The organism is Flavobacterium palustre (genome assembly GCF_014639535.1).
In the GTDB taxonomy this organism is placed as follows: domain Bacteria; phylum Bacteroidota; class Bacteroidia; order Flavobacteriales; family Flavobacteriaceae; genus Flavobacterium; species Flavobacterium palustre.
In genome coordinates this window covers 302,844-328,565 of the sequence record NZ_BMGA01000003.1, presented here as the reverse complement: position 1 = coordinate 328,565, position 25,722 = coordinate 302,844, and the positions used below count along the sequence as shown (strand labels likewise).

General features: G+C 36.1%; 19 protein-coding genes. All 19 read right to left on the bottom strand.

What is annotated here, in order from left to right:
• Positions 1–29: 29 nt before the first annotated feature.
• Positions 30–3,377 carry a preprotein translocase subunit SecA gene (gene secA, locus IEV84_RS08410; protein WP_188493834.1) on the bottom strand — a complete coding sequence of 1,116 codons (3,348 nt, stop codon included), beginning with the start codon at positions 3,375–3,377 and terminating at the stop codon, positions 30–32.
• A gap of 81 nt (positions 3,378–3,458) precedes the next feature.
• Positions 3,459–3,680: a DUF2795 domain-containing protein gene (locus tag IEV84_RS08405; protein WP_007138072.1), complete on the bottom strand. Its 222-nt coding sequence runs from the start codon at positions 3,678–3,680 to the stop codon at positions 3,459–3,461.
• A gap of 161 nt (positions 3,681–3,841) precedes the next feature.
• Complete coding sequence (locus tag IEV84_RS08400) at positions 3,842–4,411, bottom strand: cob(I)yrinic acid a,c-diamide adenosyltransferase (protein ID WP_188493833.1); 570 nt, start codon at positions 4,409–4,411, stop codon at positions 3,842–3,844.
• A gap of 103 nt (positions 4,412–4,514) precedes the next feature.
• Positions 4,515–5,201, bottom strand: a complete 687-nt coding sequence (locus IEV84_RS08395) for an ABC transporter ATP-binding protein (RefSeq protein WP_188493832.1) — start codon at positions 5,199–5,201, stop codon at positions 4,515–4,517.
• A gap of 100 nt (positions 5,202–5,301) precedes the next feature.
• Positions 5,302–6,093 carry an O-methyltransferase gene (locus IEV84_RS08390; protein WP_188493831.1) on the bottom strand — a complete coding sequence of 264 codons (792 nt, stop codon included), beginning with the start codon at positions 6,091–6,093 and terminating at the stop codon, positions 5,302–5,304.
• Positions 6,094–6,231: 138 nt separating this feature from the next.
• Positions 6,232–6,903, bottom strand: a complete 672-nt coding sequence (locus tag IEV84_RS08385; RefSeq protein ID WP_188493830.1) for a 3-keto-disaccharide hydrolase — start codon at positions 6,901–6,903, stop codon at positions 6,232–6,234.
• 34 nt (positions 6,904–6,937) lie between these two features.
• Complete coding sequence (locus tag IEV84_RS08380) at positions 6,938–7,273, bottom strand: cupin domain-containing protein (protein WP_188493829.1); 336 nt, start codon at positions 7,271–7,273, stop codon at positions 6,938–6,940.
• Between the two features lie 60 nt (positions 7,274–7,333).
• Positions 7,334–8,692 carry a glycoside hydrolase family 28 protein gene (locus IEV84_RS08375; protein ID WP_188493828.1) on the bottom strand — a complete coding sequence of 453 codons (1,359 nt, stop codon included), beginning with the start codon at positions 8,690–8,692 and terminating at the stop codon, positions 7,334–7,336.
• 39 nt (positions 8,693–8,731) lie between these two features.
• Positions 8,732–10,282 (bottom strand): glycoside hydrolase family 43 protein, encoded by a 1,551-nt coding sequence (locus IEV84_RS08370; RefSeq protein WP_188493827.1) that lies wholly within the window; start codon positions 10,280–10,282, stop codon positions 8,732–8,734.
• 11 nt (positions 10,283–10,293) lie between these two features.
• Entirely contained in the window at positions 10,294–11,691 is a 1,398-nt protein-coding gene (locus tag IEV84_RS08365) for a Gfo/Idh/MocA family oxidoreductase (protein WP_188493826.1), read from the bottom strand.
• 185 nt (positions 11,692–11,876) lie between these two features.
• Positions 11,877–13,172, bottom strand: a complete 1,296-nt coding sequence (locus IEV84_RS08360; protein ID WP_188493825.1) for a bile acid:sodium symporter family protein — start codon at positions 13,170–13,172, stop codon at positions 11,877–11,879.
• 10 nt (positions 13,173–13,182) lie between these two features.
• The gene (locus IEV84_RS08355; RefSeq protein ID WP_188493824.1) at positions 13,183–13,845 is read right to left on the bottom strand and encodes an aspartate/glutamate racemase family protein; all 663 of its coding nucleotides are present in this window, start codon (positions 13,843–13,845) and stop codon (positions 13,183–13,185) included.
• Positions 13,846–13,914: 69 nt separating this feature from the next.
• Positions 13,915–15,303: a four-carbon acid sugar kinase family protein gene (locus IEV84_RS08350; protein WP_188493823.1), complete on the bottom strand. Its 1,389-nt coding sequence runs from the start codon at positions 15,301–15,303 to the stop codon at positions 13,915–13,917.
• Between the two features lie 164 nt (positions 15,304–15,467).
• Positions 15,468–16,709 (bottom strand): ribulose-bisphosphate carboxylase large subunit family protein, encoded by a 1,242-nt coding sequence (locus IEV84_RS08345; RefSeq protein ID WP_188493822.1) that lies wholly within the window; start codon positions 16,707–16,709, stop codon positions 15,468–15,470.
• 250 nt (positions 16,710–16,959) lie between these two features.
• A complete protein-coding gene (locus tag IEV84_RS08340) occupies positions 16,960–21,744 on the bottom strand; it encodes a DUF8693 domain-containing protein (RefSeq protein ID WP_188493821.1) in 4,785 nt (1,594 codons plus the stop codon).
• Positions 21,745–22,260: 516 nt separating this feature from the next.
• Positions 22,261–23,133 (bottom strand): cation diffusion facilitator family transporter, encoded by an 873-nt coding sequence (locus IEV84_RS08335; protein ID WP_188493820.1) that lies wholly within the window; start codon positions 23,131–23,133, stop codon positions 22,261–22,263.
• 5 nt (positions 23,134–23,138) lie between these two features.
• A complete protein-coding gene (gene murA, locus IEV84_RS08330) occupies positions 23,139–24,455 on the bottom strand; it encodes a UDP-N-acetylglucosamine 1-carboxyvinyltransferase (protein WP_188493819.1) in 1,317 nt (438 codons plus the stop codon).
• A gap of 73 nt (positions 24,456–24,528) precedes the next feature.
• The gene (locus IEV84_RS08325; RefSeq protein ID WP_188493818.1) at positions 24,529–25,257 is read right to left on the bottom strand and encodes a DUF4290 domain-containing protein; all 729 of its coding nucleotides are present in this window, start codon (positions 25,255–25,257) and stop codon (positions 24,529–24,531) included.
• A 67-nt stretch (positions 25,258–25,324) separates the two neighbouring features.
• A complete protein-coding gene (locus tag IEV84_RS08320; protein WP_188493817.1) occupies positions 25,325–25,609 on the bottom strand; it encodes a DUF493 family protein in 285 nt (94 codons plus the stop codon).
• Positions 25,610–25,722: the final 113 nt, after the last annotated feature.

The following is a 25,722-nucleotide window of genomic DNA, read 5'->3' as shown; positions in this document are numbered from 1 at the left end:
GGATTCTTTTAATTTATGCGGTCTGCAAACTATTCATTCACAATAACCCATTCTCCAGTAGCTAATAAGGCTTCTGCTTTTTTGTATTTCATAGACTCGGTTTTTCCGGTAGCTATTTGCAATAAGGTAACCGTATCGTTGCGGTTGATTTTTGGCATCTCTCTTACGATAGTTTCCGTTACCTGACGTTGTTGCGTTTCACCAGCTTCGTGGTTGATACTTTCGCTATTTGGAATTTCGTCTTTAGTCAATTGTAATTTTTCTTTTGGACGAACTTCTTCTCTGGCTTCTTCAATTTCCGGAGCCGATTGTTGCGGTAAATCACCTTTGAATAAGAAGGAGATTACTTCTTTGTTGATTCCGTTCAACATGCTGTTGAATAAGTTGAAAGCTTCAAATTTATAGATAAGCAATGGGTCTTTTTGTTCGTGAACGGCTAACTGAACAGATTGTTTCAATTCGTCCATTTTGCGTAAGTGTTTTTTCCATGCTTCATCTACAATTGATAAGGTGATGTTTTTCTCGAAATCAGCTACTAATTGTCTTCCTTCGGTTTCGTAAGCTTTTTTCAAGTCAGTTACAACACTTAAGGTTTTTACACCATCAGTAAACGGAACTACAATGCGCTCAAACTGATTGTTTGGATCTTCGAAAATGTTTTTCACGATAGGGAAGGCTTCTCTGGCGCTACGCTCACATTTTTCGTTATAGAATTTCAACGCTTCTTTATATACTTTTCCGGTTAATTCTAATTCGTTTAATTTCGTGAATTCCGCTTCAGTCACAGGAGAAGTGATAGAGAAATAACGGATTAAATCAAATTCGAAAGTCTTGTAATCGTTAGCTGCTTTTGTGTTTTGAACAAATAATTCGCAGGTATCATACAACATATTCGCGATATCCAGTTTCAAACGCTCACCAAACAAAGCGTGACGACGACGTTTGTAAACTACCTCACGTTGCGCATTCATTACGTCATCATATTCCAATAAACGTTTACGAACACCAAAGTTGTTTTCTTCTACTTTTTTCTGAGCGCGTTCGATAGATTTAGTCATCATCGAATGCTGGATTACTTCACCTTCTTCAAGACCCATTCTGTCCATTACTTTGGCTACTCTTTCAGAACCAAATAAACGCATCAGGTTATCTTCAAGAGAAACATAGAATTGAGAACTTCCCGGATCTCCCTGACGACCGGCACGACCACGCAACTGACGATCCACACGACGGGAATCATGACGCTCCGTACCTACGATGGCTAAACCTCCGGCAGCTTTAACTTCGGCAGATAATTTAATATCCGTTCCACGACCTGCCATGTTAGTAGCAATGGTTACCACACCTGCTTTTCCTGCTTCTTCAACAATTTGAGCCTCTTGTTTGTGCATTTTAGCATTCAATACGTTGTGCGTTACACCACGCATTTTCAACATACGGCTTAATAATTCGGAAATTTCAACTGAAGTGGTACCAATTAATACAGGACGACCTGCTTTAGATAATTCGGTTACGTCTTCGATAACGGCGTTGAATTTTTCACGGGTAGTTTTATAGATAAAATCTTCTTTGTCTTTTCTGGCAATTGGACGGTTAGTTGGAATTTCAACTACGTCTAATTTGTAGATTTGCCACAATTCACCGGCTTCAGTCACAGCAGTACCGGTCATACCTGCCAGTTTGCTGTACATTCTGAAATAGTTTTGCAAAGTTACTGTTGCAAAGGTTTGAGTAGCAGCTTCGATTTTTACGTTTTCTTTAGCTTCAATTGCCTGGTGTAAACCGTCAGAATAACGACGACCGTCCATAATACGACCTGTTTGTTCATCGACAATCAAAATTTTGTTGTCCATGATTACATATTCTACGTCTTTTTCGAATAAAGTATAAGCTTTTAAAAGTTGCGTTAAAGTATGAATACGCTCACTTTTGATACCAAAGTCCTGGAATAATCTTTCTTTTTCCTCTGCTTCAGCGTCTTTGTCTAATTTCTTCTTTTCGATATTGGCAATTTCAGTTCCAATGTCCGGTAGAACGAAAAAGTCAGCATCAGTATCTCCTGAAAGGAATTTGATTCCGTTATCAGTCAATTCCACCTGATTGTTTTTTTCTTCGATAACAAAATACAATGCTTCGTCAACCTTTGGCATTTCGCGGTTGTTGTCCTGCATGTATTGGTTTTCGGTTTTTTGAAGCAATTGTTTGATTCCTTCTTCACTTAAAAACTTGATTAAAGCTTTGTTTTTAGGTAAGCTTCGGTAGGCTCTCAATAACATGAAACCACCGTCTTTAGTGTTTCCTTCTTTGATTAATCGTTTGGCTTCAGTTAAGAAACCGGTTGCTAACTGACGTTGTAATCCAACAAGAGTTTCGATTTTTGGTTTTAATTCGTTGAATTCGTGACGGTCTCCCTGCGGAACCGGTCCGGAGATAATCAAAGGTGTACGGGCATCATCAATTAATACCGAATCCACCTCATCGACAATGGCGAAGTTGTGTTTTCTTTGAACCAAATCAGATGGCGAATGCGCCATGTTGTCTCTTAGGTAGTCAAAACCAAATTCGTTGTTAGTTCCATAAGTAATATCAGCATCGTAAGCTTTCTTTCTGCCTTCTGAATTCGGCTGGTGATTGTCGATACAATCTACAGTCATTCCGTGGAATTCGAATAAAGGAGCTTTCCAAGTACTATCACGTTTTGCTAAATAGTCATTCACGGTTACTAAATGCACTCCGTTTCCGGTTAAGGCATTCAAATACAAAGGAAGTGTAGCCACTAAAGTTTTTCCTTCCCCTGTTTGCATTTCGGCAATTTTACCCTGATGTAAAACCATACCACCAATCAGCTGAACATCATAATGAATCATGTCCCAGGTAATGTCTTTACCGGCAGCATTCCATTTGTTTTGCCAGATTGCTTTGTCTCCTTCAATAGTTACATAAGATTTTGTAGCTGAAAATTCGCGGTCTTTTGGAGTGGCAGTAACGGTGATTTCTGAATTTTCTTTGAAACGTCTTGCTGTTTCTTTTACCACAGCAAAAGCTTCAGGAAGAATATCCATTAAGGTTTTTTCCGAAATAGTGTAAGCTTCTTTTTCAAGATTATCAATCTCTACATAAATATCTTCTCTTTTGTCAATATCATCAATGCTTTCTACCTCAGCTTTCAAAGCGGCAATTTTAGCATCGGCAGCAGCCCGGGCTTGTTTGATGGCGTCTTTAAAAAAGATAGTTCTTCCTCTAAGTTCGTCATTAGACAAGGCAGTCAGACTGCTTTCAAAAGTTTTTATTTTAGTAATATAGGGTTGTAAAGCTTTAACATCCTTCTCCGATTTGTCTCCGACAAAAGCTTTAATAATGCTGTTTATGAAACTCATAATAGGTTTGTATTTCTAATTAATTAATCGCTATGTTGAACCAAAAAAAAAGCCTCTTTTGAGACTTTTTCTTAGTTTTTTTTAATATTCATCCTCATTCCAAAGATAATCTTCGTCAGTAGGGTAATCTGGCCAAATTTCTTCCATTGACTCATATATCTCGCCTTCATCTTCAATAGACTGTAGATTTTCTACTACTTCTAATGGAGCTCCTGCACGTATAGCGTAATCAATAAGTTCGTCTTTGTTAGCAGGCCACGGTGCATCACTAAGGTAGGATGCTAATTCTAATGTCCAATACATCTTTTGTCGATTTAGTTTTGTGCAAAAATAAATTTTTTACTGAAAAAGACAAGTAAAAAACCATTTATTTTAAAAAAAATTAAGAACGTTCTTTTTTAGTGGTCAGTATTCAGTTTTTAGTGTTCAGTTTTCACTGCCAACTGGCTTCTGCAGACTGATTACTATTTCCTTGGAATCCATTTCACTTCCTCAGCGTTTAAATCGAGGGTCAACTTTCGTGCCAATACAAAAAGGTAGTCAGAAAGTCGGTTTAAATAGCTGATTACTATTTCAGGAACCGTTTCGTTATGACTCAAATGTACTGTCATACGCTCAGCCCGGCGACAAATACAACGGGCAATATGACAATGTGACACAGTAGGATGACCACCAGGTAAAACAAAATGCGTCATTTGTGGAAGATCCTTTTCCATGGTATCGATTTCCTTTTCTAAAAATTCAATATCGCTGGTTATAATTCCTAAATTTTGCAATCGGGATTTGCCGTTTTTTAAAACTGTCTTGTCTTCCGGAGTTGCTAAAATAGCACCAACAGTAAAAAGACGGTCCTGAATTTCGATTAGGATTTCTTTATAATGCGAATCGATTTCCTGATCGCGAATGAGTCCGATATAAGAATTCAATTCGTCCACCGTTCCGTAGCTCTCAATGCGGATATGATCTTTTGGGACTCTGGTTCCGCCAAAAAGAGCTGTGGTTCCTTTATCTCCGGTTTTAGTATATATTTTCATTTTAAAAATTTTAGATTTTAGAGTTCTGATTTTAGATTAAATGTTGTAATCTAAAAATTAAGATTTAGAAAATAATCTAAAATCTAAATTCAGAAATCTAAAATTATTTTGTAGTGTCACTTTCAATCAATCCGTCGCGCAGACGAATCACTCTGTGTGCATAAGCGGCAATTTCTTCTTCGTGGGTTACTAAAATTACTGTATTTCCATTAGCATGAATATCATTAAAAAGATTCATGATTTCGATAGATGTTTTACTGTCCAAATTTCCCGTAGGTTCATCGGCTAAAATAATGGAAGGTTTATTGACCAAAGCTCTCGCTACAGCCACACGCTGACGTTGTCCTCCCGAAAGTTGGTTGGGCTGGTGATCCATTCGGTCTCCAAGATTGACCTGTTGCAAAACTTCTACGGCTCGTTTATTTCTTTCCGGTTTTGGAAGACCGGCATATATCATAGGTAATGCTACATTGTCCAGTGCGGTAGTTCGGGGAAGTAAATTAAACGTTTGAAAAACAAAACCAATTTCTTTATTGCGAATTTCGGCCAGTTCATCGTCTTTCATTTTACTGACATCCTTACCGTTTAAAATATAACTTCCGGAAGTAGGAGTGTCTAAACAGCCTAAGATATTCATTAAGGTTGATTTTCCGGAACCTGAAGGTCCCATGAGTGCCACATATTCGCCTTTGTTGATTTCTAAATCAATACCTTTTAAAACATAAACAATTTCGTTTCCCAGTACAAAATCACGTTTTATGTTGGATATTTTAATTAATGGCTTGCTCATAATTTTTGAAATTATTTTCGAAAAACCAAAGCTAAAAAATCATTTACTAATATGTGGATAGAATTGTGAAAATCTTATGATTTATAAGACAAAAAAACTATTATACACGGATGATAAAATGTTCTTTGGGTTGTTCTCTTCTAAAGAAAACCAATCCCCATTGAAAAGTATCAATGGTAACACTGACTTTTGGATGTTTTTTTATCGTTTTCCAGGCTGTTTCCATTTCGGCTGACCAATGGATATCGTCAAAAATCCAGACTGAATCGTTAGTGATGGTAGGTAATAAAAGTTCGAAATAGTCTAAAGTAGCTTCTTTCGAATGATTACCGTCAAAATAAATTAGATTGTAGCTTTCAGATTTTAGATTGCAGTTTTGCAGATAATCTTTAAATTCACTAGTAATAAATTTAACATTAGGATTATTGAATAATTGCAATTGTTTTTTTGCAATTGCCATGGTATTAGGGCAGCCTTCTAATGTTGTTAGGGTAGCTTTTGTTCCGAGGCTTCGGGATCCTAATGCCAGAGCAGAAGTGGCTAATCCTAATGAAGTTCCTATTTCTAAAATTGTTGATGGTTGGAAATAATCAGTAATTCGGTAAAGTAATCTGGCACGTTTAACTGAAATTCCGGCTACTTTGGCTATTTCGGCAATACTTCTTTTATTTGATTTAAAAACTCTGGAACCGGCACCAAAATCGGTGACTTCAATCGTGTTTTTGTTTTCTAAAAGTGTTTTTCGGTATTTTTCTAAAAGAGAATAGGCGGGTTTTGATTTTTTGTCATAAAAACATTTGGTAATCAAATTGAATACAAAAGGGGAGTGTACCGCATGTTCGTTCTTAGAGTTCCAAAGGAATTTTAAGTAAGCTTTAATTTGGAAAAACATAGGTTTTAGAGAGTTTAACTTTTGGCATTAAAAAAAGCCACAGATTTAAAAGATTCTCACAGATTAATCCGTGCTAATCTTTTAAATCTGTGGCAAAAATAAAAGAATTTAAATTAGAGACTTTTGGTCTGAAGTGAATTATTTACTTTTTTTAATATTCACTTTTCTAAAATCAATAGGGAAGCCTTCGTATTGCAATAAAATTCTGCCTTCAGTTACTGAGGATTCTGTACCTTGATTTACTGTTTTTCCGTTTAGTTTTTGAGTGATTACACCGTTTTTGGATATAATAACTAATTGATTCCATTCTCCAATAGGTTTTTCAGCATCTGCAAAACGTTTGCTAACCACACTTTTTCCCGGAGTAGTTTTGGTTCCGTTAATGTTTAAAGTAGTTTCCTGAAGGAAAACGAAATCTCCTGTAGCACCTTCTTTTATTTGAAACTGAATTCCTTTTGGCCATAAAATATCTGGAGTTTCAGCAGGAACAAGGTACATTACACCGCTGTTTTTATTGTTGTTTTTTCTAACAACATTAACATCGGTATTCCAGCGGTATTCTACTGTCAGTTCAAAATTACGAAAAGACTGTTCTGACATTAGGTAACCTGCTTTTGGACCAAACATGCGAATCATATTATTTTCTACCGAAAATAGTTCATCAGCATTATTTGTTTTTCCTTTTTCTTCGCCAAAAGCATACCAGCCTTTTAGGTCTTTTTGATTAAAAAGAGCAATACGTTTTTGAGCTTGATTATTTTGTGAAACAAAAAATAAAGTAACTAGCAGTAAGCGGTAAATAGTATTCATGAGGGTGATTATTTTATTTTGGAAAATTTAGAATTTATAAAAATTCTTCGCGTAAAGGAGTGAAACTATCCACCAGTTTTACATATTCAGTTAAGGTTTGAATACAATGATTGAGATTGGATGCGATTTTAAAAACATCACCTTCATGTAAAAGATATTCTCTGTCTTCTACAAACAATTTTAAAGAACCCGAGGCTACATAGGTAATTTGTTCGTGAACGTGTTTGTGAGGCGGATCGGGAGTTTCCATTGGACCATTAAGAAATTCCATCACTGTAACCATTAAATGATCCAAATGAACTACTTTTCGCATCAATGAAGGATTGGAGTTGATGGCTTCAAAGCCTTCGGTACTTTTTATTACTTCCATAAGTGTTTTTAATAGTAGGCTCAAAGTACTAAAATAAATTTGGGTTATTCAACTATTCATTTAATTTAGTTCAAAAACATTTTTAGTGTCTTCGTGAACCAGCCAAGGTCTTTTATCCGGTAATTTAGTCGTTATTTTGCAATTTTTGAAAGTAACAGTATCTGTATGCCGGATGAAAAAGCCAAAAGCATTGGTGTTTCCAAAATAACTGCCTTCGGGATATTTACCATCATATTCCATAACGGTTTGATCGTTTGTTTGAATTCCTCCCTTTAATTCGAAATTTAGATTTTCCAAAGTTACATTCTGGATATTATGTCCTTTTATTCCGGTAATAATTGAAGGATATTGTTGGGTGAAATCAGTTCCAACAATATTTTTAAACTGGATATTTGAAATAGTTCCAATACGGGTTTGTCGGTTAGGAACGGTTCTTTTTCTATCGGCTAAAAGTATGAAGATAGCCTGTCCACAGTTTGAAATTAGGCAATCACGGAAATTTAAGTTGTCAATGACAGCTCCATCCATAGATTCTATGCAGAAAGCAGAATTTTGATACGCATTTTGTAGCATCAATTCAGAAACATCAAAATTCATAAAACTTCCTAAACCATCTGTACCTAATTTGAAGCAGTTTCCGGCTTTTACATTTAATTTATCCAAAGTACATCTTCTTACGATAATGTCTTTACAGCCAAATTCACTTCCGCTTTTAAAGCAAATTCCATCATCTTCTGATTCTATATGGCTATCTTCAATAAGTACATTATGGCAGTCAACAATGTCTATTCCATCGCGATTAGGTGTTAGTTGTCCTGTGTTTACTTTAATTTTTTGAATACTAATATTATCCGATTCGATATATACCTGCGTCCAACAGGCGGGTTTGACAAGGCTTATGTTTGATACTGTAATAGTATTGCAGCCTACAAATGCCAGGATAGAGGGGCGGTCTTTTTCAGTACCAATTTCTTTTACATGCATCCAGAGTTCATAATCGCCTTGTCCATTAATAGTTCCGCCTCCGGTTATCGTAACGTTTTGTACTTTGTTGCCATAAAGTAATCTTCTCTGGCAATCTTGCAACATTCTGTTTGGATACTTTGTTTCGATAAGATGATGCGGATAATCTTTCTCAGCATCTGATTTTATCCCTATAATAGTTGCTGAAGCATCAATTTTTAATATTAAATTGCTTACAAGTACTATTTGACCAGTTAAAAAAGTTCCTTTTTCAAGGACAACTGTTCCTCCATTTTTTTTACAGGCATCAATAGCTTTTTGAATGGCAGTTTGGTCATTAGTTATACCGTCTCCTTTAGCACCAAAATCACGTACATTGTAAACTGCCTGTTTTACCTGAGCATTTAAAAAGGTTATGGATAAAAAAGTGAATAGTGCTATAAGATATTTTCTCATGGTTTTATTTGAAATGGTTTTGGTTAAATTTTGATTAGACTATTTTGGACCATCATAGTTATAGTGAAAATAATTAAACGCTGCTTTTCCGCCATCGTTTAATTGATTGTAACTAAATAAAGCAACTCGTGTGCCTTTCCAATATCCGAAAACCGTATTGAATTCAGATCCCATAGCTTTAAAGTTTTTATTATCAGTACTGTAGTAAAATTGGTTTTTCTGATGAATAAGGTCTAATTTCAACTTAAAATAAATAATCTTTTTGGTAATTAAAATTTCTTCTGAAGTTTTGTCTTTGCCTTCGAAATAAACATATAATTTTTCATTATCATTTTTGACTCCAATCGAGTTATAAATCTTCGACAAGCTGCTTAGTCCTGCTTTTTGCCCTGTGGTCATTTGGCTAGCGTCCATTTGAATGGTAACTTCTCCGATATTTCCCATTACTTTTTGAGTCAAAGTATTGTGAGCTTCCATAATATTGGCAGCTTTTTTTGCTTTTAAAACCAACCATCCTTTTTTATCAATTAAAGACCAATTTGCATTTACAGGATTATGGTTCCATTGCCATTGAAGCCCTAGTTTTGCTGCGTTAAATTCGTCATCCGATTGGGGAGCAGTTATTGGAATTGTAGTGTATATATTCGGTTTTTTCCATACAGTAACAGGTTCACCAATACCATTTCGATCAATATCAATTCCTATAACAGGCCAGTCGTCATGCCAAAACATAGGCTGTAAGTGCAGCACACGACCTAAAGCACCCGCCGATTGAAAATGATAAAACCACCATTCGCCATTTGTGTTATCTACAATTGATCCCTGGTGCGGACCATTAATGTTTGTACTTCCTTTTTCTAAAACGACTCTTTTTTCATAAGGTCCATAAATGTTTTTGGAGCGTAAAACGGTTTGCCATCCTTCTGAAACTCCGCCTTCGGGAATACTGATGTAATAGTAATTGTTGCGTTTGTAAATTTTAGTTCCTTCGGCAACTGGGCCTGTGTAAACCGTTTTGCCTTCATCAAGTAGTTTTGTTCCATCGGTACTCATTTTATGAATGATAATAGGACCAGCACCGTGTACACTGTGTCCCAAATAAGCCTGGCCGTCATCATCCCAAAACGGACAAGGATCTTCCCATTTTTCAATGTTTTTGACTAGTAAAAGAGGTGACCAGGGGCCTTTAGGATCAGTCGCATTGGTCATAAACAAACCTTCATTGATGGTGCAAAAATAAACCCAGAATTTATTATCATGAAAACGGATTGCCGGAGCCCAACTGCCTCCGGCATATCTTTTAAAAGTATCGTAAGCTGGAAAATCGAAGCGATCATAAATACGACCAATAATTTTCCAATTGACCATATCTTCTGATTCCTGAATAGTCATACCCACGTAATGAAATTCAGAGCAAATCATATAAAATTTATTTCCAACCCGAATCACATCCGGGTCGGAATAATCAGCATTGATAATCGGATTAATATAAGTTCCATTTCCTTGATCTCCCCAAGAACCTCGTTTTTGACTGTAAGTTAGTGCTGAAATAAGTACCAAAAAATAGAATGAAAGTAGGCTGTTTTTCATTGAATCTAACGTTATTTACCTCTGTTAGGCATAGGAGTCAAATCGGTTAAATCCTTAATTTGTATCGGTTTTTGAGATTCAATACTATTTCGGGCAGCAATTCCAATTAGAACTGACATCACACCATCTCTTAACCCTGCTGATCTGGCAAAAGGATCTTCGGTATTAGGCGTTTTAAATATTTTATCATGTAGTCGTTGATCACCGCCACCGTGTCCGCCTTTTTCGGTTGGAACCGTTACTTTTTCAAAATCTTTCCAAAGTTTATGTACTATAATAGTTTCATAGTTGGCTTCTTCTAAGGCAGATTGTTCCATTTCTTTGGCGTGCATTTCGGCCTGATCGACCTTTGTTTTTTTATCATACGGAATGTCTAAAGAAGCTTCAATGCGTCCTTCGGTACCGTTAAAAGCTAATCTCCAGCCTTCAAAAGGTGAGTAGGTGGTAAGGGAATAGTTGACAATAGTATTATTGGCATATTTTATTTGAGCCGACATTTTATCATAAATATCAATCTCTTCTCTAAAAAGGCAGTTGTCTCTAAGATAGCCATCATATTTTTCATTGGCCACATACAAGTTCATCGATTGTTGGTCTTTGGTGATATCATAATAATAATCGCAGGTGGTTTTGTGTTCGCAACTTCTGCAATTTTTACCTCTAAAAGGATTGTTTTTTCCATAATGTTCTAAATCGCCTAAGGCAAAAACTTCTGTAGGGTCAGAATCAAGCCACCAATTCAGCAGATCAAAATGGTGTGTGGCTTTGTGAACCCAAAGCGATCCTCCACTTTCTTTTTGACCATGCCATCGTCTAAAATAAGAAGCACCGTGATAGGTGTTTAAATACCAATTGAAATCTACGGAAGTGATTTTTCCAATAGTGTTATTGGCTAACAGTTCTTTAATTTTAGTGCTGTAAGGACTCCATCTGTAATTAAAACCAACAATTAAATTTTTGCCTGACTTTCTTTCGGCATTTAAAATTTCCTGGCATTTGTTTTCGTCGGTGGTAAGTGGTTTTTCAGTGAGTACATCATAGCCGGAATTTAATCCTTTAATGATAAATTCATGATGGGTTGAATCTTTTGTGGTAACAATAATCAAATCGGGTTTTGTTTTTTGCAACATTTCATCAAAATTTATGAATGTAGGGCAATTGACTCCCATAAATTTTTTGGCATATTCTAACCTTCCGGGATTAATGTCGCTAAGACCAACAAATTCAAGGATGTCTGAATATTCCTGAATTAATCTTTTGCCCCAAAAACTAATACCTCTGATTCCTGTTCCTACCAGAACAATACGGAGTTTTTTGGTAGTGTCAAAATCAAAAGAACTAAGTGGAAATGCTGTATAAGCGGCAAGCATGCTTATAGATGTTAAAAATTTTCTTCTTGTAACTTCCATAAATTGTGGTTTTAAATTAAGGTTGATTAATAGATTTAATAGGTGGTTCTTTTTAGAATTTTAAATATAATCAATTTACAATTAAAGTCTTATGAAGTCTTTATTGTTTTTCTGTTGGAAATAAAAAAATCATCTAATATCATTTAGATACCAGATGATTTTTATACGGTGGAAATGAAAGTTTCTTAGGTGTTACATAAATTGGCTTCTGTTTTTTCTTCTTCTTCAATCTCAGCTTTTTTCCTCCAGTAATTAGCTAACAGAGAACCCGAAACATTCATCCAAGGGCTAAATACTGCTGATGCCAGGCCTACTGTGGCTAATTTTCCCATAGAACCGGCTAATCCGGAGGCCATTCCGCCGTTTTGTAAACCTACTTCGAAGGCTATGGTACGGCTGCTGTTTTTGTCTAAACCACAAATGCGGCTCAGATAATAGCCAAAAAAATAGCCTGCTCCATTGTGTAATACGGCCACTAAAAAAAGTAAAAAACCAATTTGCATTAAATTGTCTCTTCCTGCTGCGGTGGTTACTAAGGTGAAATAAATGATGCCAAACATAGAAAAATAAGGCATGATACTGTCTATTTTCGGATAGGCTTTGTAAGCCAAATGATAGCCTTTTCCAACTAAAAATGCTCCGGCTATAAAAGCACTAATTTCGATTATGTGGGCAATTGTACTATCCGCTTGGTAGTTGAAAGAATTATCAAAAAAGAACAATACTGCCAGCCAAATTGCTGAGATTATAGTTAAAATATCAATTCTTTTTCGGGCAGTGGCTCCGTAGTTTTTAAGAATATCATGAATCATAGCTGCTGCTAATGGAACTAAAACTATCTTGATAATCTCCATCATCATGTTGAAAAATTGGACTTCAACCATGGTTCCGGCAAATATTTTCATCAAAAACGGAGTCATAACCGGAGCTGCCAATGTTGAAATAGCAGTTACAGTTACTGATAAGACCAGGTTTCCTTTGGCAATATAAGTCATTACATTTGATGCTAAACCGCTGCTGCAAGAACCAATCAGAATAATTCCTGCTGCAATTTCGGGCTCGAAATGAAATGTTTTTGCCAAAATAAAACCGCTAATAGGCATAATCGTAAAATGTCCTAAAAGACCAATGATAACTCCCTTTCCTGATTTTCGAATACCTGTAAAATCTTCAATACTCATTTGGGTTCCCATGCCGAACATCACTAATTGAATAATGATTAGAATGAGCCACTTGTTGCGTAAATCTATCGAGCCAATGTGCAAAAAAGTTTGCGGATAAATTAAACCGGCACATACGGCAGTGATAATCCAAAAGGTATATTGGTAACCACTTAAAAGTTTGCTGTGACCAATCCCTATTGCTAAGCTTGAAAAGGCAGCAATTAAACTCATTTTCCAAACAGGGTCAATTTCTAAAAACCAGCCAATTGCTGCAACGATAAATAAAACAGGGCTAGCCCAAAGAAAAAATTTACGCATAGGAGATTTATTAAAAGTAAATTTCGGCTAATTTTTTCATCGCAATTGCAGGGCTGGCAAGGATAGGAACTACTTTTTCGGCATCAGTCAAACCGTCAACAACACGAGCCATTGAAGCCTGTGCTAAAACAATTACGCCCACTTCCTGCATTAATTCTTTCAGGGCTTTAGCTACCATTTCGTCATGTTTGGCAGCGTCACCACTCATCAGGGCTTCAAAAGCACCTTCACATAATTTAGAAACTATAGTTACATTTTTTCCAGCAGCTAAGGCTCTTCTTCGTACCAAATCACTCGTTGGTTCAAGAGTAGTAGGCAAAGTGGCAATTACACCAATTTTTTCACTTATTTGTACGGCTTCGTCAGCCATCGCTTGATCTACTCTAATTACTGGAACGCTGGATAAAGTTGCTGCCGTTTCTATAGCTACGCCAATAGAAGAACAGGTTACCAAAATTACATCGGCACCGGCTTCTTCGGCTGCTTTTACGTGATTGACTACCCTTGCAGCCGTATTAGGCATTAATTTTCCTTTTTTGATAACATCTTTAATTAAGCTGTCATCGACAATGTTGAAAGTTTCTACGCCGTTTAAATGTTCTGAAGTTAATTGCTGGAATAATGGGACTAAAGTGGCTGAAGTGTGGACGAATCCTAATGTTTTTGGTTTCATTTAAATTTATATTTATGTTTTCTTGAGTTTATTTTTGTTGGTTTTTATGTGGTAATAACGGAGTGTTTTTTAGACAAGTTTTTCTCCTTTTTGTACTTTGATAAAGTAATCCGGTGTGCCTACCTGGCCGCCTTTAAAATTTAATTCTAATCCGTTTACCGATGCGTCTTCCGAAATGGCTTTGCAAAGCGGTGCTCCCGGTGCTAATGGCGCTATCATTTCTAAAGCAAAAATTCCAAGTTCAGAAGCGGCATAACTCGAAGTGTCACCGCCGGCAAAAAGAATTCTTTTAATCTTTACAGATTTTAAAACCCCTTTGATGATTTGTCCTAAAACGCGACCGTAAATTTTGCTGCTTTGTTTTTGAATTTCTTTATGGGTTAGACCACTTTGTTTTAAATAATCTTCGGTTTCAGCAATTCTTTTATCGTTTGTTCCAATGCTGGTATGCAAAATGCTACTTTTTCCTTTTTTAATATTGCCAATTATTTCTCTGGCAACATCGGCAATGCTTTGCTCCTGATGATCGTGGTGCATAACTTTACTTTCTAAAGCGATGCCTTCAAAACCATTTTCCAGTGCATATTCTATTTGGTTAGCGGTCACTGGCGAACAGCTTCCAGAGATAACCAATAGCGGAGCTGCTTCGCCGGGAGGTTCAAATTCGAATTTACTATTAATTGTATTTTTTTCTTTCCAGGCTAATCCTAATGCCATTTCGATACCCGAAGAACCTACCGTAAAAAGTGTTTTTTCTTTTCCTTTTTGCTGAAAAACTTCTCCAATGGTTTTTAAATGTGCTTGATTCATGCCGTCAAAAAACAAAATTTCTTTCTTTTTTTTAGTTTGAATTTCATCCAAAACCGCTTCACTACCGGCTTCAATTGTGGTAATATTGATTAAATCGATTGATTTTGAAGTTTGTTGTGCCAAATGCAGTCTCAGGTCGGCTTCATGAGCAGGAGTCACGGGATGCTTACTCATCGATGGATGGCGGTCAATACGATGGATTTCGCCATTTCCAATTGTTCCCATTCGGGCAAATAAATTTCCAAAAGCGCAATAACGCCCCAAATGCGGTGCAGCAGGGGAGACAAAGGTAGTTTTTTGGTTAAAAATTTCACCGCCTATTTCGATAGCCTTGCCAATGTTTCCCACATGTGGCGCCGAGTCGAATGTGGAGCAAACCTTGTAATGCACTTGCTCCGGATTAAAATCTCTTAAGGTTTCGAAAGCAGGGTATAATTCGCCCTCCATTTCTATCGGAGACATTGAACGACTTTTTCCCGCCAGACCAATAGCCTGTACTCCGGGAAAAAGTTCTAAATCTTTATGAAGTGGAGACCGCAGAAACAGAACGGTTTTAATACCGGCCAAAGTCAGGAATTCCAAAGCATCCGTGGAGCCTGTGAAATCATCTCCATAGTATGCCAATAGTAAGGGATGTTCTTTGTTCATATGTAAAAATTTATTTTTTTTGCCACGAATTACACGAATTGAAACCAATTTGTATCTCATAATATTCCACGAATCTGTCAGAAACAGTTAAGATATTGGTGTAATTTATTTTAGAATCATTAATATTTGTGCTAATTAGTGTGATTTGTGGCTGTTTTTGATTATTATTTTGAGAATTTTTTTACTGATGCAGCAAATTCAGGATATTGTGCAGCGGCTTGTTCTACTGATAATCCATCAACTGCCGCTTTCCAGGCTTGTTGCAGTGCGTTTACGCCTGCAGTTGCACCCATTGGATGTGCCAAAATTCCGCCGCCTGCCATGTACAATAAATCGGTGGTTTGAGTTCTTCTGTAAGTTTCCGGTGCCTGACCGCCCCATTGTCCCGAAGAAACTACCGGTAAAGGATTGTTGCCACACACAAATGGTTTTAGGCAGGATTGTATCGATTTTACAACCGAGTCGTCGGATTCCCAGAATTTATTCTGGATTCCGTTTACGTGCATTTGGTCCACACCGGCCAAACGCCATATTTTTTGATAAGCAGGAAATTCAATTCCCAATAACGGATGACGGTTTAACATTCCCCAGCCGTTTCTGTGTCCGTGAATCACTAAATCGCCCTGATCACAGATTTTCTTCGTGCCACTCAATCCCACGCTGTTGATACTAATCATCGCGCAAGTTCCTTTATTTTTTTTAATGTGGTCATATTTTCGCTGCATCGCATCAATCTCATCGCTGATGTTAAAAGCATACATTACTTTCTTCCCTGTTTTGTGTGCGTGCTCATTAATTACTTTCATGATAACGTTTACACGATCTTCAAAAAGAGAGTTGGCGGTAGATCCCATCAATTCATCATCCTTGATAAAATCGATACCTGCATCGATTAAGGTTTTAACCAAAGCAGCCGTTTCATCCACGCCCATACCCACACTTGGTTTGATAATGGTTCCAATCATTGGTCTGTCAGTAACGCCGCAAGAGGCTTTAGAGCCTTTGATTCCAAATTGAGGTCCTCTATAATGATTTTTGAAAGAATCCGGAACATCAAAATCCATTAGTTTTAAACCTGTAAACTGGCTGATTTCGTATAGATTTCCTTGTAAAGTGCTGATTATAACGGGTAAATTATAACCAAAATTCTCAATAGACCAGCTTATCTGAACTTTGGCTCTTTGGTATTTTCTACCCGGAATGCTGTTGCCGGGAATGGAAGGTTCGTCAATAGTATCCAGTTTTTCAATATGTTCTACACGGGCAGCAAAGCGTTGTTTTAGTTCTGCAGTTTCTCCCGGAACGGATACAAATGTTCCTGATGATTGTTCGCCTGCCAATACCGCCGCCGCTTGTTCTACTTCATAAGGGGTTTCAATGTAATATTCTGCAAAAATTCTTTCCATTTGCTGTATTTGATATAGAGTTTGAGTTTTATTTGTGTTGATTTGGTTTTCTTAATTTTGAAAAAACATCAATTATGTAAAAATAACACATAAAATAACATATACAAACGAATAAACTTGTTTTTCGAAAAAAATAAATAATTTTCGAAAATAATAGTAAAAATAAAAAAGCAACTCCTGAGGAATTGCTTTTGGGTGATACAGATTGTTATCGTTTTTATTGATGTGGACTTATTCGATTTTAGAAATTTTATTCAATAAGGATCTTTTTAGTGAATTCTCCTTTTGTAGTTTCGACTTTTACAATATAAACCCCAGGTTTTGTTTTTTTAATGTGAACCTGAATGTTAGATTGATTTCTGTTTTCTTCTACTTTCCAATTATCAATTTCAACAGCTGCATCATTATATAATCGTACTTTTTGAACTCTGCAATCTTTAATTTGATTGTTGATGTTAATATTGTTCGATTTCTGAATGTGTATAATAGTTAAATTAGCATTCACTTCAGGCTCAGGAATTGGCTCTGGTTCCGGTTCAGGAACTATTATGTCCACATCCGGGTTGAAAAATCGCAATGAAAATCGGGTTTTATTTGTTCCTGCCGGTAGATTGATTTCAAAATTACTGCCTTTAATATTGTTGTATGTATTGGTTACATTATCGTAAATATAAATTGACTGATTAGTATCGAAATTTTCTAAATCATCAATCATGAACTTTACAATTCCTTCTGCATCTGTTTTTACACCAAGCGGGTAGGAAGCAAATCGGTCAAAAGTGCCAACACCTTGAATGACTAAGGCATTTTCCTGGCATACAAAATACATATCATTAGGTAGTCTGTCCATATTAAAGGCATCGTAACCAAAATCCATTTCGTTGGTAGCTTTATTGTCTATGAAACCTAATAAAATTTGCCTGTGATAATTATTACGAGAGTTAAATCCTAGACGAATTTTTTTGTATTTAGAGTCAGTGACAACATCATTTTCATTGGATCTTGAAGTGGAGGTTGAGGTCGATTTAGCAGTTGGATTTATTTTATACATCACATTCGAATTAGTACCATCGTCTTCTTTATGAAAGCTTCTTTGGTTATTATCGTATATGATTGTACCTCCGCTACCTGCTTTTCCTACAACAAAGAAAGCTTGTCCTACCGGAATAAAACGATTCGGAATTCCTCTTGACGGGGTTCCTAATTTACTGATGTAATCTACATTTGTAGAAGATGGAGCGACCCCTCCTGTTAAATTTCGAGTAGCATAGCCTCCTTGATAATCTCTTAAAACATGAGTGTTGTTAGTAGCATAATGTTCCCAATAATAGATGGTTCCGTTTATTGAGTTGCTGTTGTCATTAATAAATGCTTCGCTGTCCAGTGAGCAAGGATATGGGTTGCCTGCTAATAGTAACTGATTAGCACTTACGGAATTTGAATTGATTAATCCATTATTCGGTTTACCAACAAAAGTATAGTTTTGAGTGGCAGTAGCTGCTCCGCTGCCTTTCATTGTGAAACCCTGTCCAACTCTAACAGTTGAGTTTTCATTCATTTGAACCCAATTAGCATAAGCATTAGCATAATTATCAAATTTATAAAGCCAATAACGGGCAATACTTATTGGGCTTGTAGGAGCGCCGTTGTAACCACCAATCCAGTTTATGTTTTGTGGTGTAGTGGTAGTACCATCTTTCATTGCCCCTGCAACAGTATAATTTTGATTATTGACAGTTGTATTTATTGTGCCTACCGGAGCACTCCAATAGTTGTAGTTATACAGATTAGATTGTCCTTGCTGGTCTCTTTCGATAGAACCGCTACTGCTGGTATCCAAAATACTTCCTTGAGTTTGTACTAATTGAGATTTACCTACCAGGTCAATTTTTCCATCTAATTTTAAATAATGGGAAATTTCTATTTTGTTGTTACTGTTTGCAGTAAGGGTATTACTGGTAACTAATAATCCTAATACGGTTTTATTTCCTGCAGTTGTAATATTGTTATCGGTTTTAACAATATTCCAGTCAATATAGCTGTTGTTGTCAATGGCTAAAGTATTTGGAATGTTCCAAACATCACCGTGTGTCCAGGTAGCATTGTCTTCCCATGTTCCGTCAACAATAGAAGTGTAGGGTAGCGGAGCTGTTTCGGGTTGTGGCGTGTAGATGTTTAGTAATCTTCCATTTCGCACATTAGTTGAATTGTCTAATAAATAACCATTGCTTAAATCGGTTGTCTGAACCATTTGGTAATAGCCTTCCAAATTAGTCCATATTAATCCCGGGATAGATAAAGGTACTGTAGCCCCCATAACAGTATTGTTGTCGTTTTGAATTTTTTGATTCATCATTTGACGTATTTGCGCATCGGTTAGAGCTACATTCCAAATACGCAATTCCTGTGTCCATCCGCTAAAAAAATGTATTGGGTTGTATGGGAAAACAGTATTTTGTGCCATAGCTCCAAGTATAAATTTGGCATTGCTGTTAGCAATAGGATTTGTACCGGCTACAGCATTATGAACGTTCACACCGTCAACATAAAGATTGTAATTTGTTCCGTCAAAAGTAACAGCAACATGGTACCATCTTCCGGTGCTGATAGCGTAATTAGAACTAATGCTGTTTCCGTTGTTCCAGTTGAATGAAAGGGTATTGTTGACTAATCTTAAATCGTAACCATCGTTTAAGTTAGAAGCATTTCGTTTTGATAAAATAGTTTGGATGTTTCCATTTGTAGTTTCTGATTTTACCCATACTTCAATACTGAAAGAACCATTGTTCAAATTGAAATTATCTTTGAAGTTCACGTTGTCGTCAGTTCCGTCAAAGTCAAGATGGTTACAAGGATTTAATGTTATTTGTACATCATCACTAACATCAGGACATTCACCACCGCCAGAAACAGTCCATCTTAAGGTGTAAGTACCATTGTTAGGACTAAAAAATTCAGAAGTAGGACTGGTACTGTTTGAGAAAAGTTCTCCGCCACCTGAAGGACCACTGATGATGGACCAGTTTCCAACTGCTCCGGCTGTTGCAGCAAGTTGTACTGATTCTAAACCGCATGAAGCAATTTGGTCATCACCGGCTAATGCGGATAAGCATGAACTGCCGTCTATTGCTACTATTATAGAGCCATCAATCGGTTTTGCACATTCCGAATTGTCATAACCCTGAAAGAAGTATTCTGTTGTAGAAGTTCCGGAAATAGCGCCTATACCAGTGATGTTTCCTGTTTCGAGTGATACTTCGGGACTACAGCCTTCATTTAAAATAATAATACAATTGTCAGTCACGTTAAGATCAAAGCTCAAGTCAGCGTAAATATATTCAGGATGTCCGGCAGTTATCGGTAAGGTGCCTAAATTCCAGATAATACTATTCGATCCTGAATCATAATAAGGAACATTGGCTGTTGAAAAACCATTGTATGTGTTGTATAAAATACTGCTTCCTGTATTAAAAATAGCTGTATTAGGAATAGGGATAGTAACTATGGTGTTGTTTGTAGCTTCGGTACCACTGTTACTAATATTCAGGGAATAGTTGATAGCCTGTCCCGGTAAAGCAGTCAGTACAGGAGGATTAGTAACATTGTTAATGGAGTTGATGCTTATTAGTCCTTTAGGTTCAGGGACATAAGAGTCAACGGACATAGCGAAACCAAAAATGGTATAAACCTCGTAAGTAGAACCAAATCTAAAAGTAGTTGAGGTTTGATTGTTTCCAATAACTGTATTTCCTGCATTTGGAATAGTAAACATACTAAAATCAACCCCGGTATTGTTTTTATAAATAGGGTTACTGGTTCCTACAGCAGGTTGCGGAAAAATAGATGAATTAAAGAAATTTGTTGTTGAGTTTCCTGCATGGTTTAAGGTTAGATAGTTAGTGGCGTTGTAGGTGTTAGGGTCTGCATTTAATTTTTGTACCGCCAGATAATCACTTCCTGAATTGGTAGCAACGTCACCTTCGGCAGCCATTACTCCCAGTTTCATGTTTACCGGACCGGAATCTACTGTGGTAAATCCTGAAATAGGAATGTTTCCAAATTCTCCACCACCACTACGTTGTCCGTTAACATAAGCATAACCGTCAAAAAGGGTAACAGCGCGGCTTTTCATTACAGGATTTTCATAAATAACTACCATTGTCCAACCTCCTGAATATCCTGGATTTGAGTTGCTTCCTTCTATTAAGGCAATATCAGCAACGGTATAAGCACCAGGACCATGTGTTTTTACGTAATCGGTAACTTCCTGATAACCTACAAATATCCCGCTATAAGAGGAGCCCGGAAAGTAAACATTTGAATTCGCAGTTATTGTGGTATATGAAGTTGCTCCCGGACCTTTTAAAGAAATTACTTTTTTGTCATAGTTTTTGTCAACAGAGTTGAAAACCTGAACATTTGCTATAGAATTTGATGCATCTTGATATTGTGCTTCAGTTAATGTTTGAGATGTGTTTCTTGTTATACTGTTTATTTTTAAAATTGTACCATCTAGCGGTAAAGAGTAAGGAGTGCTGAATGTTGCGACTCCTGAATTATGCGATACAGTAATATTATTTAACGATCCTCCGTTTATAGAAAGTTTGACTCTGTTTCCTCCGCTATTATTGGTGAAATGAAAAGCATAGGTGTTGCCTAAGGTATTTGTAAAAGTATATATTGGATAATAATCGTTGCTACCACCTCCTCTTGTTACAGTTAATTTATAGTTAGAGTTTGTGATGTTTGTTGTAGTATTGTGTGTAACGTTTTTTGAAGATTCTAAGGCTGTTTCTTTAGATACCGTAAAAGTATCAGCATCTTGTGATTTACCAGTCCAGTACAAACCGGCATAAATAACAGTAGAGCAATTTTGACTAGCACTATTTTCTCCTCCATTGGAAAGTTCCATTGTTGCCATAGATGAATTCCAGGTGTTGCTATCGCCATCAATATCTACATATTTCATTGCATTTCCTTCGTTGTTGGTATTGTCTCCGTAGGTGTTTAGTGTTAAGTTGGTATTACCTAACATTGTGAAGTCACCTTTTATATTATAAATAGTTTTTGCGGGAGTAGCAGCGGCTGTTCTTTGTGTAAAATTAACTTGCGGCGAGGTAACCGTTTGAGCCTTTGTATGAATAGAAAACCCCAAAAATATAAGGAGAAGTAGTAAATAAAAGTGACGATTTGTTTTTATAAAGTAAAGGTGTTCCATAGTTTCTATTTAAGATTAGAACGAATCAGTTTTAGTGTCAGATAAAAAATGATGTTTTTCACGAAATAAAAATACTACCTTTTGTTTGAATTACCGATTAAATGCAATAAAAATCGATAAAGTGTAATTATTTTATTTAAAATAAAGAAAAATCTTTCTTTTTTAAAGAAGTAAAGAGTTGTTTGTAAATAATTGGTTTCGGGTTTTAAAAAGGAATAATTGTATGCTGTTGTAAATTTGTTGAGGTCTTTTTTTAGATTGACTATAGTTCAAAAAAAAAAAAAGAGGCTGTCTTTTTGAAACATCCCCTTTTGTAAAAAAAATAGCCGTAAACTATTCGTCATCCGGCTCAATATGTATTAAAATATGTCCTAACTCAGGGATTTCTTTTCGTAATGTATCCTTTAAAATATGAGCTAGTTGATGTCCTTGTTTGACCGAGATTTCAGCACTTACAATCGCGTGTAAATCCACATGGTATTTCATTCCGGATTTTCTAATAAAACACTTTTCGGTATCTATAATTCCTTCTACAGTTTTAGCAACTATCCTGATATGCTCAATTAAATCATCATACAAATGTTCGTCCATGATTTCGCCAAGAGCAGGTCTAAAAATCAAATAACTATTGTAAAAAATAAAACAGGAAGCAAACAGAGCTGCCCAATCATCGGCCGATTCGTAGCCTTTTCCTAATACCAAAGCAATTGTAATTCCAATAAATGCCGCAATCGAAGTGATAGCATCACTGCGATGATGCCAGGCATCTGCTTTTAAAGAAGAGCTGTTAGTTTCGATACTTCTTTTTATAACCAGTTGGAAAGAATATTCTTTCCACAAAATAATGGCTCCTAAAATAAATAATGTCCAGGATTTGGGTAAATCATGAGGCTCCTGAATATTGGCTATACTTTCATAAGCAATAACGGTTGCCGAGGTAATCAAAAAACCTACCACTAAAAACGTAATTAAAGGCTCGGCACGACCATGCCCATAAGGATGATTTTCGTCGGCTGGTCTATTAGAATATTTGATTCCGAATAATACTAAAAACGAAGCAAAAATATCCGTTGTAGATTCGATAGCGTCAGCAATTAAGGCATAAGAATTGCCAAAAAAACCTGCTAAGCCTTTTATAATTGCTAAGCAGGTATTTCCTATTATACTAAAGTAAGTTGCCTCAACGGCTTGTTGTTCTTTACTCATAATTTTTATTCAACACGAACTATTTTAGCTCCAATAGCTCTCAATCGTTCATCGATACGCTCATAACCACGATCAATTTGCTCGATGTTTTGAATTGTACTGGTTCCTTTTGCAGAAAGCGCAGCAATCAACAAAGAGATTCCCGCACGAATATCAGGAGATGACATAGTAGTAGCTTTTAAAGTTGATTTAAAATCATGTCCTATAACTACCGCTCTGTGCGGATCGCACAACATAATTTTGGCCCCCATATCGATTAATTTATCAACGAAGAATAAACGGCTTTCGAACATTTTTTGGTGAATCAACACATCACCTTTAGCCTGTGTTGCCACAACTAAAACAATACTCAATAAATCAGGTGTAAATCCAGGCCAAGGTGCATCGGCAATAGTTAGGATAGAACCATCAATGTCGGTTTTTACTTCGTATCCATTTTCGTGTGTTGGAATATAAATATCATCACCGCGACGCTCTAAAGTAATTCCTAATTTTCTGAAAGTATTTGGAATCAATCCTAGATTGTCCCAGCTTACATTTTTAATTGTAATCTCACTTCTGGTCATTGCAGCAAGACCAATCCAGCTTCCAATTTCAATCATATCAGGAAGAATTCTATGCTCACAACCACCTAAACGTTCTACTCCTTCAATAGTTAACAAGTTAGATCCAACTCCGGTAATTTTAGCTCCCATAGAGTTCAACATCTTACACAATTGTTGCAAATAAGGCTCACAAGCCGCATTGTAAACTGTAGTTGTTCCTTTTGCTAAAACAGCAGCCATTACAATATTTGCTGTTCCAGTTACAGATGCCTCATCAAGCAGCATATCAGTTCCTTTAAGACCTTCTGCGGGAGTTTCTACACCATAAAAATGGTCTTCTCTGTTGTAACGGAATTTAGCTCCTAAATTGATAAATCCTTCAAAGTGGGTATCTAATCTTCTTCTTCCAATTTTATCTCCACCCGGTTTTGGAATATATCCTTTTCCAAAACGAGCCAAAAGCGGTCCAACAATCATTATAGAACCTCTTAATGCTCCACCTTCTTTTTTGAAAGCTTCGGTTTCTAAGTAATCTACATTTACTTCATCTGCCTGAAATGTATAAGAACCTGAACCATTCTTAGTGATTTTTACACCTAAATTTCCTAAAAGTGTAATTAATTTATTGATATCAATAATATCGGGAATATTGTTGATGGTTACTTTTTCAGAAGTTAAAAGTACAGCACATAAAATCTGTAATGCTTCGTTTTTTGCGCCTTGTGGAGTGATTTCTCCTTTTAAACGGATTCCTCCTTCAATTTTAAAAATTCCCATATTCTTTTTTTAGAGTTTCTGAGTTACTGAGATTCTAAGTTTTTCTTAAAAAAGACTTAGCTGCTTAGCCACTTTATTGATTTTTTTGATTGTTATTTTTTTGAAAAGACTTTTGTTTTCCCTGTCCTTTGTTATTTTTATTACTTTGAATTTTTGGCTGTCCCTGAGAAGAAGTCTTATTTGACATTCTTTTATTAGTTCGCAATAAATCGGTTGTATTAATCAATTCTTCCGAACTTTGTAATAAATTCAATTTGCCTCCCGATAATTCATAAAGATGTTCGAAAATTACATCGTCCTTTACGGTATCTTTATTCCAGCTCAAATAGGATTTCTTCATGTGATTAGCAATTACTTTTACCAAAGCACTTTTCATTTCTCCTTCTTCCCATTTGTTAGCAACGTCAATCATGTATTTGATGTTGTTGCCATAATAACGGTATTTTGGGAAATTTTGAGGATATTTTAAAGCATCCGGTTTTAATTGCAATACTTCTCTGGAAGGAATAGGATAAGGCGATTGTACATCCAATTTAAAATCAGACATTATAAAAAGCTGATCCCATAATTTATGTTGAAAATCAGGCACATCTCTCAAATGCGGATTCAAGCTTCCCATAACCTGGATGATGTACTTAGCTGCTTTATTTCTGGTTTCAGCATCTTCAATTTCGGTAGCCTGGTCGATCAATTTTTGCAAATGACGTCCGTATTCAGGAATAATCAAATGCGATCTTTCGGCATTATATTCTAAATGATGCACTACATCATTCGCATTTTCTTTTATATATTTCTGATTCATATTTGATTTATTTAAAGCTTTATTACAAAAAGCTTAAACTACATTTGTTTCATTTTTGAAAATAAAACTATAATGAAATAATTCCTTCTATTGTAGATACTTCGATGTACTTGTCAATTACAGCTTGTGGACTCGCCATTTGAACATCAACCGAAACACTTGTAAATTTCCCGGTTTTAGATTGAGTGGTTTTGATAACCGCACCTAAGCAATTAAAGGCTTGTTCAACTTGTTTGATTTTCTCATCGTCTGTTGGCACAATAAATTTGAACAAATATATTGCTGGCCAGGTATTGCTTTTTTCTAATTCGTTTTTTAATCTATCAAAAAACTCCTCCGTTTTCTTATCCATTTTGTCTTTAAAAATAAAAGCAAATATACAGTTTCAATTCTAAAATATGAATTATACACTATGATTTTTAGCAAAATCATTATTTTGATTCGCTGTATTTTTCAAAATCTAAA

Excerpts from the sequence above, each read along its gene's own strand:
- IEV84_RS08400 (WP_188493833.1), bottom strand. The coding sequence starts at position 4,411 with ATGAAAATATATACTAAAACCGGAGATAAAGGAACCACAGCTCTTTTT.
- secA (WP_188493834.1), bottom strand. The coding sequence starts at position 3,377 with ATGAGTTTCATAAACAGCATTATTAAAGCTTTTGTCGGAGACAAATCG.
- IEV84_RS08370 (WP_188493827.1), bottom strand. The coding sequence starts at position 10,282 with ATGAAAAACAGCCTACTTTCATTCTATTTTTTGGTACTTATTTCAGCA.
- IEV84_RS08405 (WP_007138072.1), bottom strand. The coding sequence starts at position 3,680 with ATGTATTGGACATTAGAATTAGCATCCTACCTTAGTGATGCACCGTGG.
- IEV84_RS08395 (WP_188493832.1), bottom strand. The coding sequence starts at position 5,201 with ATGAGCAAGCCATTAATTAAAATATCCAACATAAAACGTGATTTTGTA.
- IEV84_RS08320 (WP_188493817.1), bottom strand. The coding sequence starts at position 25,609 with ATGGATAAGAAAACGGAGGAGTTTTTTGATAGATTAAAAAACGAATTA.
- IEV84_RS08345 (WP_188493822.1), bottom strand. The coding sequence starts at position 16,709 with ATGGAAAGAATTTTTGCAGAATATTACATTGAAACCCCTTATGAAGTA.
- IEV84_RS08375 (WP_188493828.1), bottom strand. The coding sequence starts at position 8,692 with ATGAGAAAATATCTTATAGCACTATTCACTTTTTTATCCATAACCTTT.
- IEV84_RS08365 (WP_188493826.1), bottom strand. The coding sequence starts at position 11,691 with ATGGAAGTTACAAGAAGAAAATTTTTAACATCTATAAGCATGCTTGCC.
- murA (WP_188493819.1), bottom strand. The coding sequence starts at position 24,455 with ATGGGAATTTTTAAAATTGAAGGAGGAATCCGTTTAAAAGGAGAAATC.
- IEV84_RS08360 (WP_188493825.1), bottom strand. The coding sequence starts at position 13,172 with ATGCGTAAATTTTTTCTTTGGGCTAGCCCTGTTTTATTTATCGTTGCA.
- IEV84_RS08325 (WP_188493818.1), bottom strand. The coding sequence starts at position 25,257 with ATGAATCAGAAATATATAAAAGAAAATGCGAATGATGTAGTGCATCAT.
- IEV84_RS08335 (WP_188493820.1), bottom strand. The coding sequence starts at position 23,133 with ATGAGTAAAGAACAACAAGCCGTTGAGGCAACTTACTTTAGTATAATA.
- IEV84_RS08390 (WP_188493831.1), bottom strand. The coding sequence starts at position 6,093 with ATGTTTTTCCAAATTAAAGCTTACTTAAAATTCCTTTGGAACTCTAAG.
- IEV84_RS08380 (WP_188493829.1), bottom strand. The coding sequence starts at position 7,273 with ATGGAAGTAATAAAAAGTACCGAAGGCTTTGAAGCCATCAACTCCAAT.
- IEV84_RS08340 (WP_188493821.1), bottom strand. The coding sequence starts at position 21,744 with ATGTTAGGTAATACCAACTTAACACTAAACACCTACGGAGACAATACC.
- IEV84_RS08355 (WP_188493824.1), bottom strand. The coding sequence starts at position 13,845 with ATGAAACCAAAAACATTAGGATTCGTCCACACTTCAGCCACTTTAGTC.
- IEV84_RS08385 (WP_188493830.1), bottom strand. The coding sequence starts at position 6,903 with ATGAATACTATTTACCGCTTACTGCTAGTTACTTTATTTTTTGTTTCA.
- IEV84_RS08350 (WP_188493823.1), bottom strand. The coding sequence starts at position 15,303 with ATGAACAAAGAACATCCCTTACTATTGGCATACTATGGAGATGATTTC.